This window comes from Halocatena salina, from assembly GCF_023115355.1.
Taxonomy (GTDB): domain Archaea; phylum Halobacteriota; class Halobacteria; order Halobacteriales; family Haloarculaceae; genus Halocatena; species Halocatena salina.
Window position 1 is genome coordinate 82313 of record NZ_CP096022.1, and the last position, 16546, is coordinate 98858.

The following is a 16546-nucleotide window of genomic DNA, read 5'->3' on the forward strand; positions in this document are numbered from 1 at the left end:
CCACGATGACCCCAGTGCTGGCTGTTAGCCTGATCGTCATCGCGTTGCTCGCTGGTGTCGGAATCACGACCGTCGGTCCTGGTGGAGTGTTCGTCACCGCTGCGCTTTACGAACTGACGGATCTCTCTTCGGCAGCCGTTGCTGGAACCGCGAGCGCAACGTTCGTCGCAACCGGTTTCGTCGGCAGTAGTGTCTACGTCCGCTCTGGCGAACTGAGGAGCGGACCGGCACGTGAGGCAGCAGTCGTACTGAGTGGTGCTGGAATTCTTGGCGCGCTCACCGGCAGCCGGATGAATCTGCTGATCAGTGACCAGCTATTCGGCTATCTTCTGGCGGCATTTCTCGCTATCATCGGTGGTTTGCTCGCATATCGTGAACGCGTCGGAATCAAGCCGACAGGACTTCTCGGTCAGACCGACGGACGACGGCGCGCGGTGCTGGCTATCGTCGGCGGTAGTATCGGTGTCTTAGGGGGACTGCTCGGTGTCGGCGGACCAGTGATCGCAGTCCCCACGTTGGTTGCTCTGGGAATGCCGATGCTCCGAGCGGTTGCCGTTGCGCAGGTCCAGTCAATATTCCTTGCGCTTTTTGCGACGATCGGATATTTCACCGTCGGAGCCGTCGATGTCACAACGGCAGTCGTCGTCGGTGTTCCGCAACTCATCGGTGTTCTCGCCGGATGGCGCGTCGCTCATCTGGTACCACCTCGTCAGCTGCGGATCGCCCTCGCTGGCGTTCTCGTCGCCGTTGCAGCTGTTATCACACTCTAACGAATCCGTCGCCCCTCGTCGGCTATGCGTTTCTTTTCTGCAGAGATCTTGACGAAAAATCGGGTAGACGTTATAGGTAGCAAATGCTATCATAGTCATAATATATAAGTATAAGATTAATATATTATTAGTGTGGGCAACGAAGGTACATATTCGACGAGGCGCGACGTATTGAGGTCGAGTAGTGCTATCGCAGGAGTCGTTCTCGGTGGTGTGCCGGTCGGCGTCGGGGCAGCGAAAGGAGAGAGGTCTTCCGGGCCGGACCAGCCAAAACCGAGGCGACAGTGGATCAGCACGTGGACCGCAAGTCCCCACGAGCCGTCTACTGCGCTTGGCGACTATCGCCAGGGATTTGCCGATCAGACGCTTCGATCGATCGTTCCAGTTAGTCGTGGAGGCGATACGATTCGCGTGCGACTGACCAACAGATACGGCGATCGATCGGTGACGTTCGAAAATGTCACCGTCGGTATTCGTGAGACAGGGGCTACGCTCACACCGGGGTCTCTTCGTCGGGTAACCTTTGGTGGTAACCGTTCCGTTACCGTTCGAGCGGGGACGAAAACGCTGAGTGATCCGATCGATCTCACCGTTACACCCGAGCAGGACCTCGCAGTCAATCTGTATGCTCAGGATCCGACAGGTCCGCCAACGGCCCATCAATCCGCGCGAAAAACGTCTTACATCGTCAGTGGTGATCGCACCACCCACCGGGCTGGGAACGGCTTTTCGGAGATCACGTCCTGGTTTTTCCTTGAGGGTATCGAGGTCGCGGCGAAAAAGCGAGAAAGCACCGTCGTTTGTTTCGGCAATTCGATCACGGATAACCTCTATCCGAACTATCTGGCTCGTCGCCTCAACGACCGTCCATCCATTCCCAAAGCCGTGGTAAACGCCGGGATCGGCGGTAATCGCGTTCTCAACGATTCCCCACCCGATTCTGGATTCGGAGAGAGTGCGGTAGCGCGGTTCGATCACGATGTTCTCGCCCAGACGGGCGTGTCGGACGTCGTTTTCCTTGAAGGAATCAACGACATCGGATTCGGTGCGAACGACCCAGCAGCTTCCGTTTCGGCTGAGGAGATAATCCGTGGGCATAAACAGATTATCGCACGTGCACATGCCGCGGGTCTGAACGTTTTTGGAGCGACGCTGACTCCGTTTGAAGGCGCGTCTTACTACTCCCAAAGCGGTGCCGAAAAGCGGCGGACAGTGAACGAATTCATACGAACCACTGATGAGTACGATGGGGTGATCGATTTCGATAAAGCACTTCGCGATCCGAACCATCGAGAACGACTACGCCCGAAGTACGACAGCGGCGACCACCTCCACCCGAGCGATGCGGGCTATCGAGCGATGGCAAACGCCGTCGATCTGTCTCTGCTCAAAGGGCCCCCGACGCCTCATGCTATAACTTGAGTCTGTGCGGAGATGCGCGACTGCATCAGAAGCCATGAGACGTTATCGTCGTCTTCACGGTTTCTGTCGCGTATGAATGCTAGAAACAGGACGAAGAAAGCCCATGACGGTAGAAACGGCAAACACACTGGTATCAGAATTTTTCATGCCATAGATGTCGTATGGTCTACTGCAAATCTGAACATATCGACGTCAGCTCGTCCCTGATGCGAAAAATACGTTAATTCCATTTATACAATAATATTACACACACACATATATATAAAATGATAGATATATTATTTGTATTTTGATATGGAATACGGATACCGGGAAGCGAAAGATGTCTCATAACTATCTTCCCTAAGCCATCTGTATTACTAAATCGGTATAACAACGACTGTAGTACTGATACATACTCCATGTGATCGAGGTAACTTTTCACGGAGAGGATTTTCGAAGCGGCGTCCACTCATAGTAGAATTTATCTGTATCGGTGTGGTGTCTGTACCATGCGTTTCGATGACTCGAACGGCGGTGGCAAACGGATCGATGCAGTCAAGCGTGCGTTTAGAGTTATCGATATCTTACGGGGATCCGGTCCGATGCGTATCAACGACATCGCCGAAGCACTCGATATTCCTACGAGCACGGCTCATGTCCATCTCAAGACGTTAGAAGACATCGGATACGTCATCAAGGATAAGGATGGATTCAGGTTGGGATTACGGTTTCTCAGGGATGGTTCAGTTATTAGGAACGATTTGAGCGTCTATTCGGTCGCTACGTCGGAGGTCGACAATCTTGCTGAGAGTACGGGTGAGGTTGCGAATCTCGGTACCGAGGAGAACGGTCAACGGGTTATCTTGTATCAGTCGGAAGGAAGTGAAGCGGTCTATGACAACGCGCTCGTCGGTGAATACACGAATATGCATTGGACCGCATTAGGGAAGGCGATCCTTGCCGAACGCCCCGACGACTACGTGCGGAGAGTCGTCGAGCGATACGGTTTTCCGGTCGCTACAGCGAACACCATCGCTGATTCGGACACTCTCTTCGACGAATTGATGACTATTCGTGAGCGTGGCTTTGCCCTCGAAGACGAGGAACGACGTACGGGGATCCGATCGATCGGTATTCCGATCACGATCGAAGATCAGGTTATGGGTGCTATCTCGCTTTCGGGACCCAAGGAACGATTCGATGACGATCGGATCGACGACGAACTACTGCCAGCACTCAAAGATCACGCGAACGTCGTGGAGGTCAAAATCGCATACGAGTAACCTCATGTAAAACCGTCTTCGATGGGTGAACGCAACGAGCTATCCACTAGATCGCGTCGATCTCGTTTCTCACCGAGTGCTTCTATCGCCTGTTCGCCGATCGAAGTCTGTGCGTATTACACTAGTACGAGTGTAAAGAGTTCGGAACGCTGATGCATTGAACTCGGATCCGATAGAGGTCCAATCATGGTGGATGGTCGTAGCGGCGATGACTGCTAAATCGAACGAACACCGTTCGCACTCATCGTCGAACGGACGCATCGAATCAGTGCCGTCGGATTCTACTATCGGTGGTACGTCCTGTGAGACGTTTTCTTTTATCGAGGGTAACCGTCCTGTAGCCATTTCGGACGGCAGGGTTGGTTCGCTGGAGTCATCCCCCTGTCCGATGCTGGGTCGTGAAGCGGTGTCATAGATGGCGTGTAATATTACATAATTGATGTGGGTGGACTATGGTAAAGCTTACATATGAAGCGGCTACTCACCCTCTCCCGTATGGATCCAGCACTGATATTGCCGCCCTCGCCAGATAGACGATGGACGCTCGCCAAGCAGATCGGCGTGAACTGTGGTGTTGCCCGCTTTTGGGGGATAGATGACTGGTGGGAATACGACACACTTCTTCGAACACGAAACCGATTCGAAGACCACGACATCTCCTTGCGAGTGGTCGAAGATAGGCCCCCAATGACGCGCACCGTTCTCGGAAAGGAAGGACGTGATGAAGAGATAGCAACAGTAAAGCAGTTACTCAGGAATATGGGGAAGCTTGGTATCGACACGTACAGTTGGGTCTGGACCGAAAACCCCGTCGGAGTCGTACGGACATCCGATTCGATACCTGATCGCGGGGGGTCTCGAAAATCCGGATACGATCACGCATGGGATCGACAAGCCGACGATCACCCTGAAGCGGGCATTACTGAGACGGAACTCTGGGAGAATCTCGAATACTTCCTCAACGAGGTCGTTCCGGTGGCCGAACGCGCGGGAGTGAAGATGGCGCTTCATCCCGACGATCCACCGCTCTCCCCGGTTCGTGGTGTTCCGCGTCTCGTCACGTCGGTTGAAAAGTACGAACGCATTCTCGATCTTCACCCGAGTTCGAATCACGGCGTCACCTTCTGTCAGGGGAATTTCGCCGCGATGAAAACCGATATTCCATCAGCGATTCGCCGTCTCGGGGATCGTATCCATTTCGTGCATTTCCGTGATGTCGAAGGGACTGCCGAGTCGTTCGTCGAGACGTGGCACGACGACGGTCCGACGGATATGCGTGCCACCATCGAAGCATACCGTGATATCGGGTTCGACGGTCCGATTCGGCCCGACCATGTTCCGAGAATGGCCGGAGAAAAGGACCGAGACGGAGCGCACGCTGGCTATACCGACATGGGTCGGCTGTTCGCCATCGGATATATGAAAGGATTGATCGAACAGACGGCGTAGCTTTCCGGTCTTCGATGGGACGTTTTTTCGATTGATTCCCAGCCACACGCTAGAGATGGCTATTGCGTTCATTTACGATCATTAGCCGCGCCCCTCATTCTCACAGATGATGATTAAAATGGACGATTAGGAAAGATATAAGTGGTTGTGTACAAAGTTGCGGAATATGCCACAGCAGAGTCGGCGCGATTTCATCGGACAGCTCTGTCTGCTCGGGGGTACCGGTGCAGTCACCTCGCTCGCGGGCTGTTCCGGGGATGGTTCTAGTGACCAGGGTCAATCGATGCTTATTGGAAGCGTCTTTCCCAGTGGCCACGTCATCAACGAAATGGCGAAGTCTTGGGCGGACACTGTCGCACAGGAGACCAACAACCGCGTTTCTATCACCATCGAACCGGCGTTCGGCGGCGAACAGGAAGTGATGGAACAGACGCGTATCGGTTCGATCGAAGGGACGATTATCGGCACGAGATGGGTTATCGACTACGACCCGAAGAACTTCTGGGTCGAATCACCGTTCGTGTTCGAAAACTGGGACCAGCAGAAACGCGCATTCGAAACGGAGCACCTAGACGATGGCCGACAACGGCTCCGTGAAAAGGGCAATCAACGGCTCGTCGGTCCGCCAATCTACCGAGGCTATCGTCACATATCCGGTAAGAGTGCCCTCGAAACGCCGGAAGCGATCCACGGGACCGATCTCCGCGTCCCAGATCTTTCTCCGTGGGTAAATATCTGGGAAGGAATCGGTGCCAGTCCGACGACCGTTGCCTTCGATGAACTGTACAGCGCGTTACAGCAAGGCGTCGTCGAAGCCCAAGAAAACCCGGCAAAAACGGCCCTCTCATCGTCGCTGTATGAGGTACAGAGTCACTACACCTTGACCCAGCATCTAGCCTCGACGGGCTGGTTCACTCTCAATACGGATGCGTTCGAGGCGCTGTCCGAAGACGACCGAACTGTCGTTTCCGAAACGCTCACACAGCATATCGAAGATCTCAGTAGCCGCATCGCTGATTCAGAATCTGAAACTATCGACGAGCTGGAGAGTAACGGAATGAACATAGTCGAACCGGACCGCGATGCGTGGCTGGCAGCAGCCGAAAAGCCACTCCAAGCCCAGTTCAACCAGAACTGGCAGCCGTCATTAGCGGACGTGAGAAATATTTGAACGATAACACGATCAAAAACATGGTTGAAAATAGCGATACGCCGTCTGTCACTCATTATTTCGACCAGGCAGTCAAAGCTCTCGCTCTGTGCTTGTACGTACTGATGATACTGGTCGTCGGGTTGCAAATCCTGACGCGTTGGGTACTCGGATCGGTGATCGGAAGCAATCTGCCGTGGACCGTCAATTTCTCACAGATGCTCCTCGTTTACGTCACGTTCATCGGGGCGGCGGTAGCCAGTGGGAAACGCGAACACGTTTCACTCGATCTTCTCGTCTCGCGCCTGTCGGATAGCACGATACGAGTGCTAATAGGCTTTCGAACGGTACTCGTGTTTGTATTCGTCGTAGTTCTTACTGCTGGTGCCTATCCGCTCTATCAACAGAACAGGGGCTCGGTCATCGGCGCACTGCCGACCCATCCGCCGTTCACACAAGCGTGGCTGTACGTTCCAGTGATCGTCGGTGGTGTGATCATCGCCGTCTACAGCGTCCGAGACTTATGGGCGGTGGTTATGTCCCCGGAGACGGTGCTCACAGATATCAAACGAGGTGGTGACGATGAGAACTAACGCGCTCGCCGATCGTTTCCGTCGGTATCCGTTACAGGAGGTGCGAGTCTGATGGCTGACGTTGTACTCCTCATGCTGTTTGTCGGCATATTGCTCGCGCTCTATCTGATCGAAGTTCCAGTCGTTTATGCGCTCGGTCTTACGAGCCTGATTCTGATGTGGACGACATCGATTCCGTTTGAGCCGCTCCTCGTTGCTCAAACCATGGTCCGGGGAAGCAACTCCTTCGTTCTTCTGGCGATTCCGTTGTTCCTCCAGACGGGACTCTTAATGAACGCTCTCGGTCTCACGGACGTTATCTTCGACTTTGCGAACGCCATTATTGGCCCGATTCGCGGCGGACTGGCGCACGTAAACATCGTTGCAAGCATTATTTTCTCCGGCATGACAGGAACGGCTGCAGCCGACGCTGCCGGACTCGGTGCGATCGAGTATCGGGCAATGCGCGATGCGGGCTACGAAAAGGGATTCAGTGTCGCAGTAACTGGCTCATCTTCGATCATCGGACCGATCATTCCGCCAAGCGTCCCGCTGATCATTTATGGGGTCATCGCCCAGGTCTCGATCGGGACCCTGTTTATTGCAGGTCTCATACCGGGTCTCGTAATGGGACTTGGCCTCATGATACTCTGCACGTTCTACGCCAACAGGCACGGGTACGACCGTGGTGACTGGTGGTCTGTCGGTGAGATCGGTCGAACGTGTTATCGGGCACTCCCTGCCCTGGGCACGCCGGTACTCATCATCGGCGGGATCTTAGGAGGGCTGTTTACCGCGACGGAAGCGGGAGCGATCGCTCTATTTTACACGATCCTCGTTGGAACTGTCTTCTACGATGCGCTCAGTTGGGAGGAGTTGGTAACGAGCTTCGAGGACGGGATGACGCGGACGGCGTCGCTCACGTTCATCGTTGCCGCCGCATCGCTCTATGGCTTTCTCATCCAACGTGCGCAGCTCCCGGAGGTGTTGGCCCGGGCAGTCATGACAGTCTCGACTGATCCTCTCATCATTATGTTGGTGATTGCTGGCGTGCTGTTCATCGTCGGTTTGATGTTGGAAACGATAGCAGCCATTACTATTCTCACGCCAGTCTTCCTGCCGATCATCGAACAGACGGCCATCGATCCGATTTACTTCGGCGTGGTGATGATTATCACCTTGATGATCGGGCTACTGACGCCACCGTTCGGTGTTATCCTGTTCGTTCTTAACGCAGTCACCGGTGTCTCGCTCGAACGGATCACCAGACACATGGTTCCGTTCTACGTTCCGCTTCTTATCGTTCTCTTGCTCACGATCGTGTTCCCGAGTCTCGTGATGTGGCTTCCCCGAACGATGGGACTCGCGTGAAATCTGCGCAGTCGAACGGTTCCGGGACCACGACGATCACAAGAGTAAGGTGTATCCGATCGTTATCGATGCTGTATATGGTTGATGTATCAGATCAGACTGTCAGTGTTTCAGATAAGACAGCGGTCGTCATCGGCGGGACGAGCGGTATCGGCCGCGCGATCGCGTTGGCGTTCGCAAACGATGGTGCAGACGTGGTTGCAACGAGCCGCCATGAGGATGCGGTTAGCGAAACAGCAGAGGAACTCCGTTCCCGGGGGGCAGCCACAGCAACGATCACCTGTGACGTTCGGGAGAGAAGTTCCATCGAGCGACTGTACGACACGGCTTCGTCCGACCTGGGTGGCATAGACGTACTGGTAAACTCCGCCGGATCAGTCGCGAAAGCTCCGATCACGGAGATGGACACAACGGAATGGGAGCGGGACATCGACACGAACCTTTCCGGCGTCTTCAGGGCATGTCAAATTTTCGGGCGCGGAATGGATGCTGGAAGTATCATCAATATCTCCTCGATGTCCGCGGGACAAGCCCGTGAGCAACGACCGGCCTACTGCGCTGCCAAAAGCGGTGTCAATGGTCTAACGCGCGCCGCAGCAGCCGACCTCGGTCCAGAAGTGCGTGTGAATGCGATCGAACCCGGATTCGTCGAGACGCCGTTAGCTGGTGATGCCTTCGAAACAGGAACCGAACTTCGATCCCAGATCGACGAGCGGACCCCTCTCGAACGGGTCGCACAACCGGACGAAATTGCAGGGGCTGCCGTCTATCTCGCAAGCGACGCAGCGGCGTTCACGACTGGTGAGATCATTACCATCGATGGGGGCTACGACGACAGTTCGCTATGACTGTCCGTTGACGCGGACGATACCCTTCACGCTCTCCAGTTCAGCGGCCCGGTCGAACGCTGCGTGCGTATCAGTAAACGGCTGCTCGAAACTCACGATGCCCTCGACATCGATTCGTCCTGTCTGAACCGCTTCGATGGCATCCGGATACGTATTGCTGAAACGGAACGATCCTTTCAGATCGTACTCTCCACCGATCAATCCAACGACGTCCGTCGGCAGGGGTGCGTCGAACGGGATTCCGACGAAAACGATGGTTCCGCCACGTTTGACGCTTGCCGTCGTCTGCTCGATCGCGCTTTCGGCACCGGAGCTTTCGAGGACCACGTCGACCCCGTCCGCATCGATTCGATCATGAATCACCGCCGCTGGCTCTTCGGAGGAGGCATCGACCGTATGATCGACGCCTCGTTGCTCGGCCAAGTGGAGTTTTTCCGGTACGACATCCGTCAGGACGACTTCCGCTGCACCTTGCTCCATGGCGACTTCCGCGACCAGTTGTCCGATCGGACCACCACCTGTAACGAGAACCGTATCACCTTTGGTAACGTCGGCCCGCTCGCAAGCATGCATCGCAACACTCAGTGGCTCGACTAGTGCCCCCGCCCGAAGAGGGACTGTGTCGGGAAGTGAATACACGTATTCCGCTGGCCACGCGACGTACTCTCGGAGCGCCCCGTTGACTGGAGGCGAGGACATGTAACGCATTCGTTCACACAAATGGTACGTATTTTCACCCGAACAGTGTGAACAGTCACCACATGGGATTCCGGGCTCGATTGCGACTTGTTCCGATTCGGAAACGGTACTCACCGCACACCCGGTCTCGACTACTGTGCCTGCCGCTTCGTGGCCCAGAACGTGCGGGAATTCGACGACGTTTCCGCTGTTTTCCCCGTGTTGGTAGTAGTGTACGTCTGATCCACAGATCCCGACGTAATCGATCCGGACCAGAACTTCGTCCGCCTCGACAGTTGGGCGGTTTCGCTCGACGAGTGAAAGCTCACCAACGTCCGATAATACACACGTCCGCATACGTAGCATGTTAGCTCATATGTGTTTATGCGTTTTGGTGACGGTCGGTCGAAACCAAGAGCCGATCGGGATGGCCGCCGTACATGATCGTTGGAATCGTTCGGTCCGAACTGTCTGTTCCTGTGACCGGGTGATCCGACGAATGCTGAACGCCTCGATAAATGGAGTTACATACCGCTACACGAACGTACTGTCGGTACGACCGATCACTGATTACCGCTTCGTCTGCATCGCTACTGCCTCGTGGACGGTCTGCGTCTATGAGTGAGAACCAGACGTGTCCGTCGTTCGGTTCCAATCATAGTGGAACAGTTGTCTTCGGACTAAAACCGGACGCTGAACTGATCGAGAGCAACGCCGCTGGGAACGTCGTTGGATCGACCCATAACACGACCGTTTGTGATTACAGATGTACTTTCGTAATGGGATGCGATCGGATTGAGGCCTCTAGCCGATCATCATGTTTTCCAGCGATGCTGACTGTTCATCGAAAGGTTTTGGAAACATCCCACTGGAGCGCTGCTACCTCCGACTCCCGAGTACGAGAATCGGTGTGTAATTTCGACACTCGATACTGCACAGTAGATCCGCGGAGAAGTAGTGTAACGCTTCGAATCAGAGACTTCATAATTATGACCATAAAATTGAATCATACGGTGTATGATCCCTACTCAACGACGATATGACGGTGATGGTTACATCTCAATTACTATTTAAAATATGGATTAAACTATCGTAGCTCCGAGTACCTGCTTATCGATCCATCTACAAGACTCAAAAGAAGAGAGCGAAGATCACGATCAGACCGTGGAGATGATCGGGGTAAGCAACCAGAGAACGACGACTCGACCCGTGGCAACCCGATCGAGCAGAACGGGCGGTTTCGTGAGTATCTCTTGGGGGATCTTCTTCCCCGATTTTCGGAACTTCGATGGACGGACGCTCGTCGCTTCTGTGAGGGTGACGGCGCGACTCGATCGGCCTCACCCCAAGCCGATGATACACGACGTCGTGCTCACGACGAGACTTGCCGGAATCCCGAGATACGATAAACACGTGATGATCGGAAGATCAGTCAGCCCTTCACCGATGGTATCGAGCGTTCGACGCGCGATCGTGAAGCTACCGAGACCGATCGCTGCGATCGCCAGCGAATTCGTGACCCATCGGTACAAGTGCTACCTCACCAGTCACAGGATGGGGTGTCTCGTCCGGAATAAATATCGGCCCGGCCACGTATTCGTGTGGATTCGATCCACAAACACCAGCTGACCCCAGATCGACCCGTACGTTGCTCTCCTTTACTTCCTGACGATCGATCTCTTCGATCCGTTGATCCTCCTGTCCATAGAACATTGTGGCTTTCACCCCCGCTGATTTAATGAGCGTTGAAAAAGCTGCTGCATGCTATCGCTGGCGGATGACCCAATCGAGTCTTTCGGTCGAAACACGGCTCCATTCAACTATGAATAGTAAGTTAATATGGGTAATATGCTGCGATGTGCAGATGTTTATGTCAACTCCTGAAACAGCTATTCATACCCCTAGCTTTTTTCTTTAACTATATCATGTAGCTCTACACCTGATTATCCACATCTTTATCACTGTCTGACGTGATATACTACCTATCAGAAAATAATATCTTCCTTGTTACGTCGGCGACTTGACTGTCGTTTTGAGCCTCATCGCCGGACTGATGCAAAACAAGGTGTATTTTCTTCCGAGCCGATGACCGCAGTGGCTCTCGGCACCCTTATCGATCCGTGAGGGATGGGAGTCGTTCGACTCCCACATGGGGGGATCCGTACTGCCGCTTGATTTTGACGGATCGTTCCAGACCGGCCGAGAACCACTAGTGTAATGAACGCTATCGATACGAACGATCCTGCCACCGTGTATCGGTTTCCGCCGCCGACCTTCCGTCGGATCTCCCGCGTAGGTCGCCGTCTCATATTGCTTTTGCTGTCCGTTGCCGGGGTTATATACTTTAGTGGTGAGCCAGCACCGATAGCAACGACATCCATCGTCCCAGGAGGGTCGCTCTCATCGCGCCCGTATGGACGGAACCCCAACTTACGTTAGAACGTCGATCCAACGGGACCTTCATGGAGATCGGACGACTATTGTTTCTCACTCAAGCGTTGGCTACTCACGCCATCGTCGGCTACGCTCTCGTTCGAGGGTTCACAGGGATCGATCCTCGGATCGGGGCGCTCATGGGCATCGCTCCGGACGTGGATTTCTGTTTTCCCTCGGAGTGGGGCTGGCCGTTCGTACACCGTGGAATCACCCATACACCCCTGTTCGCGCTGGCGGTCGTCCTCAGCGTCTACGCCGTCCGTCAAGAGCGTGCACTCGAACGTGCCGTGGGGCTAGCGATCGGTTCCCATCTCGCTATCGATTCGCTATCACCGAAGGGAATCGACTGGTTGTTTCCGTTCCAGACTGCTATAAGCCCTGAACTTCCCGTTCACGGACCGATTGCGACAGTCTTGCTCTGGACAGTGTCGATCGGTATCATCCTGTTTCAGGAGGACCTCCCGTGATCTCCCTCAGAGCCGCCCTCAGATTCGATCAGCCATCGTTCGGTCGGGAACGGGATGGTTCACGCCGCCGGGCCTTCTTTCGGGTACTCCTCCGTTATGATGTTAGAGACGATCGCGAACCCAGCCATGACCAGCACGAACAGCAGATTGAACCGTGCGTTCGGCGTGATCTGTTTGCGCCGGAAGAGTTGACTTTCACACTGGGGACAGATCGTCCCCGAGGTATCGAACTCCGTTTTACACACCGTGCATTCGTGGACGGTTCGCTTGTGGCTACCGATGCCGACGGGCGTCGGATCGAGTCCAACGAGGCGCTTGAGTGTTATCGTTCGATCCATACTCGCTGTTCTTCAGAAACGTACTTAGTTGTTGGCCGGAACCGACGGAGGACTAGAAATCCGGGTACTATCCGATCACAGCTCGGATGGATCGTCGTGACTCTCCTGTTCTGGAATTTCCTCGTAGGTCACCGACTCGTGTTCGGCTTCGGCAGCATAGGTCGGCCAGAAATGGATTTCCTCGTCAGTTACGCCCGCCACTGAGGCCCTGGCCGCTCCTGCGAGATACTCCCCTCGGTCTTTGACCCCCGTTATCTCGGAAATATTCATATCGCTGTGAAGCTCAGGATCGATGTCGTCCGCCAGACTGATGTAAAGCGTCGGACCGTCCATTCCTCGCAGTGTCCCGATCCGATGTTCTTCAGCAGTGTAGATGGGCTTGCCGATGTCGTCTTCGGTTAGGTTGCTCATGATGGGTGACTAGCGATGGGACGGCATAACTATCGTCCTTGCCGTCCGAACACAGGTGTTGCTCTCCGTTCAATCGTCCGCTGCGGTCGATCGCTCTTCTTCGGAACCGGGAACGGCCGAAGCAGGTGTATCGGTATCCGATCCAGCTACCGAGATCTGCACGTCTGTCACTTTGTACTCGGGGGATCGACTGGGTCCATCGAGCGGCTTTTCTTTTGTCAGGTTGTTCGCCCCACCGTCGAGATAGTGCATCGGAATGAAGATTTCCCCCGGACTCGGTCGGGATGTGATCTCGGCCATCGCCTGTGTTTCTCCGTGACGCGACGTGATGTCGAGCGTATCACCGTTCGAAACACCGTACTCTTCTGCGGTCTCCGGATGAATCTCCACGAAACTCCTGTTGCTGTAGGACACGTCTCCGGGTTCCCGAAACGTCATCGTACCGGTGTGATACTGATACAGTACGCGTCCAGAAGTCATCACCAGCGGATAGTCGTCGTCCGGCGTTTCGGACGGTTCGACGGTGTCTGCGGGATGCATGTGTGCAAGTCCGTCCGAGGTCTGAAACTGATCTGCGTACGTGTAGGGTGTACCGGGATGGTCCTCGTCCCACACTGGCCACTGAAGCCCGCCCTCTTCACCGAGATCTTCAAGACGTTCGTGGGTGATCCCGGCATAAATCGGGGTGAGATCGTTGATCTCCTCCATGATGTCGCTCGCGTGTGAAAACTCCCAGTCGTATCCGAATCGCTTTGCGAGTGCTTGAGTTATTTTCCAATCTGGCTTAACGTTCCCGATCGGATCGATTGCTCGTTTGACCAGCTGTACGTGACGAGTTGAGGCCGTATACGTCCCGTTCGACTCCAGTGAAGATGTCGCGGGCAACACCACGTCGGCGTACTCGGCGGTGTCGGTCAGGAAGATGTCCTGTACCGCGAGGAAATCGAGTGTTTCGAGCACCTCACGCGCGTGGCCGATGTTTGGTTCGGAGATCAGGGGATTCTCGCCCTGAATGAACATCCCCTTGAGATCGTCCTGTTCGGCTGCGAGGAACATGTCTGTAATCCTGAAACCTTCTTTATCAGGCATTTCCTCGACATCCATATTGTACGCGTCAGCGAATTTTTTCCGGTTCTCCTCATCGGTGACGGGTTGATAGCCGGGGAAGTTGTTTGGGATCGGCCCCATATCCCCCCCGCCGCCTTGCACGTTGTTCTGTCCTCGAAACGGTGACAGACCGGATGTCGGAGTGCCGATGTGACCGGTGATCAGCGCGAGGTTCGCCATCGCGTAGATGTTTTCCGTTCCATGGGAGTGTTCGGCCAGTCCGAGCGTCCAGCAAAACACACACGAGTCGGCCGTAGCGATCGTTTCGGCCGCGTTTTTTAACTCCTCGGGGGGGACTCCCACTTTCTCCTCGACGAACTCCGGTGTGAATTTCTCGACAGTCTCTGCCACTTGGTCGAAGCCGGTGGTTCGCTCGTCGATGAACGCCTCGTCGTGCAGATCGTTGGTGATGATGTGTCTGATCAACCCGTTGATCCACGTGTTGTCGTAGCCGGGTTCGATGCGAGAGTACTGGTCCGCGTACTCGGCCATCTGAATCTCCCGCGGATCGAAGACGAGGAGATCAGCGTCGTCGTCTTTGACGTTCTGTTTGATCTTTGTCGCGATGACCGGATGGGCCTCGGTCGTGTTCGAGCCGGTGATCAGATAACAGTCGGTCTCTTCGAGCGCCTCGATCCCAACCGAGGCAGCACCGAATCCGACGGTGCTGGAGAGTCCTGAGACCGTCGCTGCGTGACACAAACGATTGCAGTTGTCGATGTTGTTCGTCCCGATCACTTCCCGGGCGAACCGCTGCATCACGTAGTTGGCTTCGTTGGTGGCCTTCGATGATGCGACCAGTCCGAGTGCGTCCGGTCCGTACTCCTCTCTGATACCATCGAGATCGTCCACGACGCGGTTGAGCGCTTCGTCCCACGACGCTTCACGGAACTCGCCGTCGTCTTTCACGAGCGGTTGAGTCAGTCGATCTTCGTCGGTGACGTACGAATGTGAAAATTTCCCTTTTACACAGGTTGAGATGCCGTTAATTGGTGCTTTTTCGGGATTCGGGCGCGTACCGAGAACCGTACCATCCTTCGAGAGGACATCGAACCGACAGCCGACCGCGCAGTACTCGCAGGTCGTGTCGGTGACATCGATATCGTTGAGTTGGTAATCGCTCACCGCGTCCGCAAGGGAGAACAGTCGACCCTCTGAGATGGCATTCCCCATGAATCCGGAGAACTCGTGTTCGAACGGGCGAACTATCCGCTCGTTTGCGCCCTTTTTCACCCGTTCACCGGCTCTTTCTTTCGCACGAGCCATAAAGCCCGCGACGCCCTGCTGTTCGGTCTCTCGTGTTTCGTTGCTCATGATCGATCGTCTCCCGTGGTCGTAAACCGTTCGTTCACACGCGGTTCATTTTGGGTTTCGAGTTCGCTTTTCATCGGTGTCCTCTGTGTCGGCTGGTGGTCGTACTCTCCGTCGACGATCCCCTCGGCGGAGTTCTTGTGCGTAAATCCCGGAACGGGAAGCGTCGTTGCGTCTACCAATCCCTGTTCGAGGAGTGCTCCTGTCGGACAGACGGTTGCACAGTGACCACACGAAACGCAGGTCGATTCCATCATCGTCTCCGCACCGTTCTGGAAGCCGATGCGAGTGTCCTCTGCGGAGCCTTCCATGCGGAGCACACCTTCGACCTGTACGTCGTTGCACGCTTCGACACACCGATTACAGAGGATGCACTTGTTGCGGTCGATCTGAATGAACGGCGAGGAGTCATCGAGCGGTTCGAGTTCACTCCGGTCGTGCATCACCCCATAGCGCGGCTCGATCACGTCGTTCTCGATCGAGACGTCCTGCAGTTCACACCGTCCGTTCTTCCCACACGTCGTACACAGCAGGTTGTGGTTCGAGAGCAGCAGGTCGAGATTCACATCCCGCGCCTCGCTCGCTCGTTCGGTGTCGGTGTAGACGGTCATCCCATCGCGTGGGGGAAAGCTACACGAGGGGACGACGCCGTGTCGTTCGGTTTCGACCACACACGTTCGACACTCGCTTCGTGGGCCGATCTTTTGGCTGTCGTCGTACGAACAGAGCGCAAGCACGTCGCCCCTGGTCTCGACCGCTTGGCACGCATCCAGCAGCGTCGCTCCCGTCTCGGTTTCGACTCGTTGGCCATCGACCGTTACCGTTGCGCTTTCCGTTGCGCCGGCATCGGGATCGTTCGCCGTTCCTGGCGCGATATTTTCGGCGAGCGGTACGTCCGGTTCGTCGTTGCGGGATCGTTCCCAAATCGGATCAGTACTCATATTGTTTCTT

General features: G+C 55.1%; 16 protein-coding genes and 1 pseudogene. 9 read left to right on the forward strand and 8 right to left on the reverse strand.

Annotation, left to right across the window (positions count from 1 at the left end; translation table 11 throughout):
• Nucleotides 1–5: 5 nt before the first annotated feature.
• The 8 genes from MW046_RS17475 to MW046_RS17510 all read left to right on the forward strand — a co-directional run bounded on the left by MW046_RS17475 (nt 6) and on the right by MW046_RS17510 (nt 8847).
• Nucleotides 6–770 carry a sulfite exporter TauE/SafE family protein gene (locus MW046_RS17475; protein ID WP_247995803.1) on the forward strand — a complete coding sequence of 255 codons (765 nt, stop codon included), beginning with the start codon at nt 6–8 and terminating at the stop codon, nt 768–770.
• Between the two features lie 171 nt (nt 771–941).
• A complete protein-coding gene (locus MW046_RS17480) occupies nt 942–2192 on the forward strand; it encodes an SGNH/GDSL hydrolase family protein (RefSeq protein ID WP_247995804.1) in 1251 nt (416 codons plus the stop codon).
• 491 nt (nt 2193–2683) lie between these two features.
• The gene (locus tag MW046_RS17485; protein WP_247995805.1) at nt 2684–3457 is read left to right on the forward strand and encodes an IclR family transcriptional regulator; all 774 of its coding nucleotides are present in this window, start codon (nt 2684–2686) and stop codon (nt 3455–3457) included.
• 495 nt (nt 3458–3952) lie between these two features.
• The gene (locus MW046_RS17490) at nt 3953–4906 is read left to right on the forward strand and encodes a mannonate dehydratase (RefSeq protein WP_247995806.1); all 954 of its coding nucleotides are present in this window, start codon (nt 3953–3955) and stop codon (nt 4904–4906) included.
• Between the two features lie 166 nt (nt 4907–5072).
• The gene (locus tag MW046_RS17495; protein ID WP_247995807.1) at nt 5073–6077 is read left to right on the forward strand and encodes a TRAP transporter substrate-binding protein; all 1005 of its coding nucleotides are present in this window, start codon (nt 5073–5075) and stop codon (nt 6075–6077) included.
• Between the two features lie 20 nt (nt 6078–6097).
• Nucleotides 6098–6649 (forward strand): TRAP transporter small permease, encoded by a 552-nt coding sequence (locus MW046_RS17500; protein WP_247995808.1) that lies wholly within the window; start codon nt 6098–6100, stop codon nt 6647–6649.
• 51 nt (nt 6650–6700) lie between these two features.
• On the forward strand, nt 6701–7999 hold the full coding sequence (locus MW046_RS17505) for a TRAP transporter large permease (protein ID WP_247995809.1): 1299 nt from the start codon (nt 6701–6703) through the stop codon (nt 7997–7999).
• Between the two features lie 77 nt (nt 8000–8076).
• Nucleotides 8077–8847 (forward strand): SDR family NAD(P)-dependent oxidoreductase, encoded by a 771-nt coding sequence (locus MW046_RS17510; RefSeq protein WP_247995810.1) that lies wholly within the window; start codon nt 8077–8079, stop codon nt 8845–8847.
• Here MW046_RS17510 and MW046_RS17515 read toward each other — a convergent pair.
• The 4 genes and pseudogenes from MW046_RS17515 to MW046_RS17530 all read right to left on the reverse strand — a co-directional run bounded on the left by MW046_RS17515 (nt 8842) and on the right by MW046_RS17530 (nt 11238).
• Entirely contained in the window at nt 8842–9882 is a 1041-nt protein-coding gene (locus tag MW046_RS17515) for an NAD(P)-dependent alcohol dehydrogenase (protein WP_247995811.1), read from the reverse strand. The two genes, MW046_RS17510 and MW046_RS17515, sit on opposite strands and share 6 nt — an antisense overlap.
• Before the next feature lie 25 nt (nt 9883–9907).
• The gene (locus MW046_RS17520; RefSeq protein ID WP_247995812.1) at nt 9908–10180 is read right to left on the reverse strand and encodes a hypothetical protein; all 273 of its coding nucleotides are present in this window, start codon (nt 10178–10180) and stop codon (nt 9908–9910) included.
• 502 nt (nt 10181–10682) lie between these two features.
• Nucleotides 10683–11033: pseudogene (locus MW046_RS17525) on the reverse strand (inorganic phosphate transporter); the annotation flags it as partial.
• Nucleotides 11005–11238 (reverse strand): hypothetical protein, encoded by a 234-nt coding sequence (locus MW046_RS17530; protein WP_247995813.1) that lies wholly within the window; start codon nt 11236–11238, stop codon nt 11005–11007. The gene MW046_RS17530 and the pseudogene MW046_RS17525, both read right to left, overlap by 29 nt.
• 749 nt (nt 11239–11987) lie before the next feature.
• On the opposite strand from MW046_RS17530, the gene MW046_RS17535 reads away from it, so the two are divergent.
• Nucleotides 11988–12428 carry a metal-dependent hydrolase gene (locus tag MW046_RS17535; RefSeq protein ID WP_247995814.1) on the forward strand — a complete coding sequence of 147 codons (441 nt, stop codon included), beginning with the start codon at nt 11988–11990 and terminating at the stop codon, nt 12426–12428.
• A gap of 59 nt (nt 12429–12487) precedes the next feature.
• Here the strand turns inward: MW046_RS17535 and MW046_RS17540 are convergent, their stop codons facing one another.
• The 4 genes from MW046_RS17540 to MW046_RS17555 all read right to left on the reverse strand — a co-directional run bounded on the left by MW046_RS17540 (nt 12488) and on the right by MW046_RS17555 (nt 16536).
• Nucleotides 12488–12766: a hypothetical protein gene (locus MW046_RS17540; protein WP_247995815.1), complete on the reverse strand. Its 279-nt coding sequence runs from the start codon at nt 12764–12766 to the stop codon at nt 12488–12490.
• A gap of 75 nt (nt 12767–12841) precedes the next feature.
• Nucleotides 12842–13177 (reverse strand): hypothetical protein, encoded by a 336-nt coding sequence (locus MW046_RS17545; RefSeq protein ID WP_247995816.1) that lies wholly within the window; start codon nt 13175–13177, stop codon nt 12842–12844.
• 69 nt (nt 13178–13246) lie between these two features.
• A complete protein-coding gene (fdhF, locus tag MW046_RS17550) occupies nt 13247–15598 on the reverse strand; it encodes a formate dehydrogenase subunit alpha (protein ID WP_247995817.1) in 2352 nt (783 codons plus the stop codon).
• On the reverse strand, nt 15595–16536 hold the full coding sequence (locus MW046_RS17555) for a 2Fe-2S iron-sulfur cluster-binding protein (RefSeq protein ID WP_247995818.1): 942 nt from the start codon (nt 16534–16536) through the stop codon (nt 15595–15597). The genes fdhF and MW046_RS17555 overlap by 4 nt, the downstream gene beginning before the upstream one ends.
• Between the last annotated feature and the right edge of the window lie 10 nt (nt 16537–16546).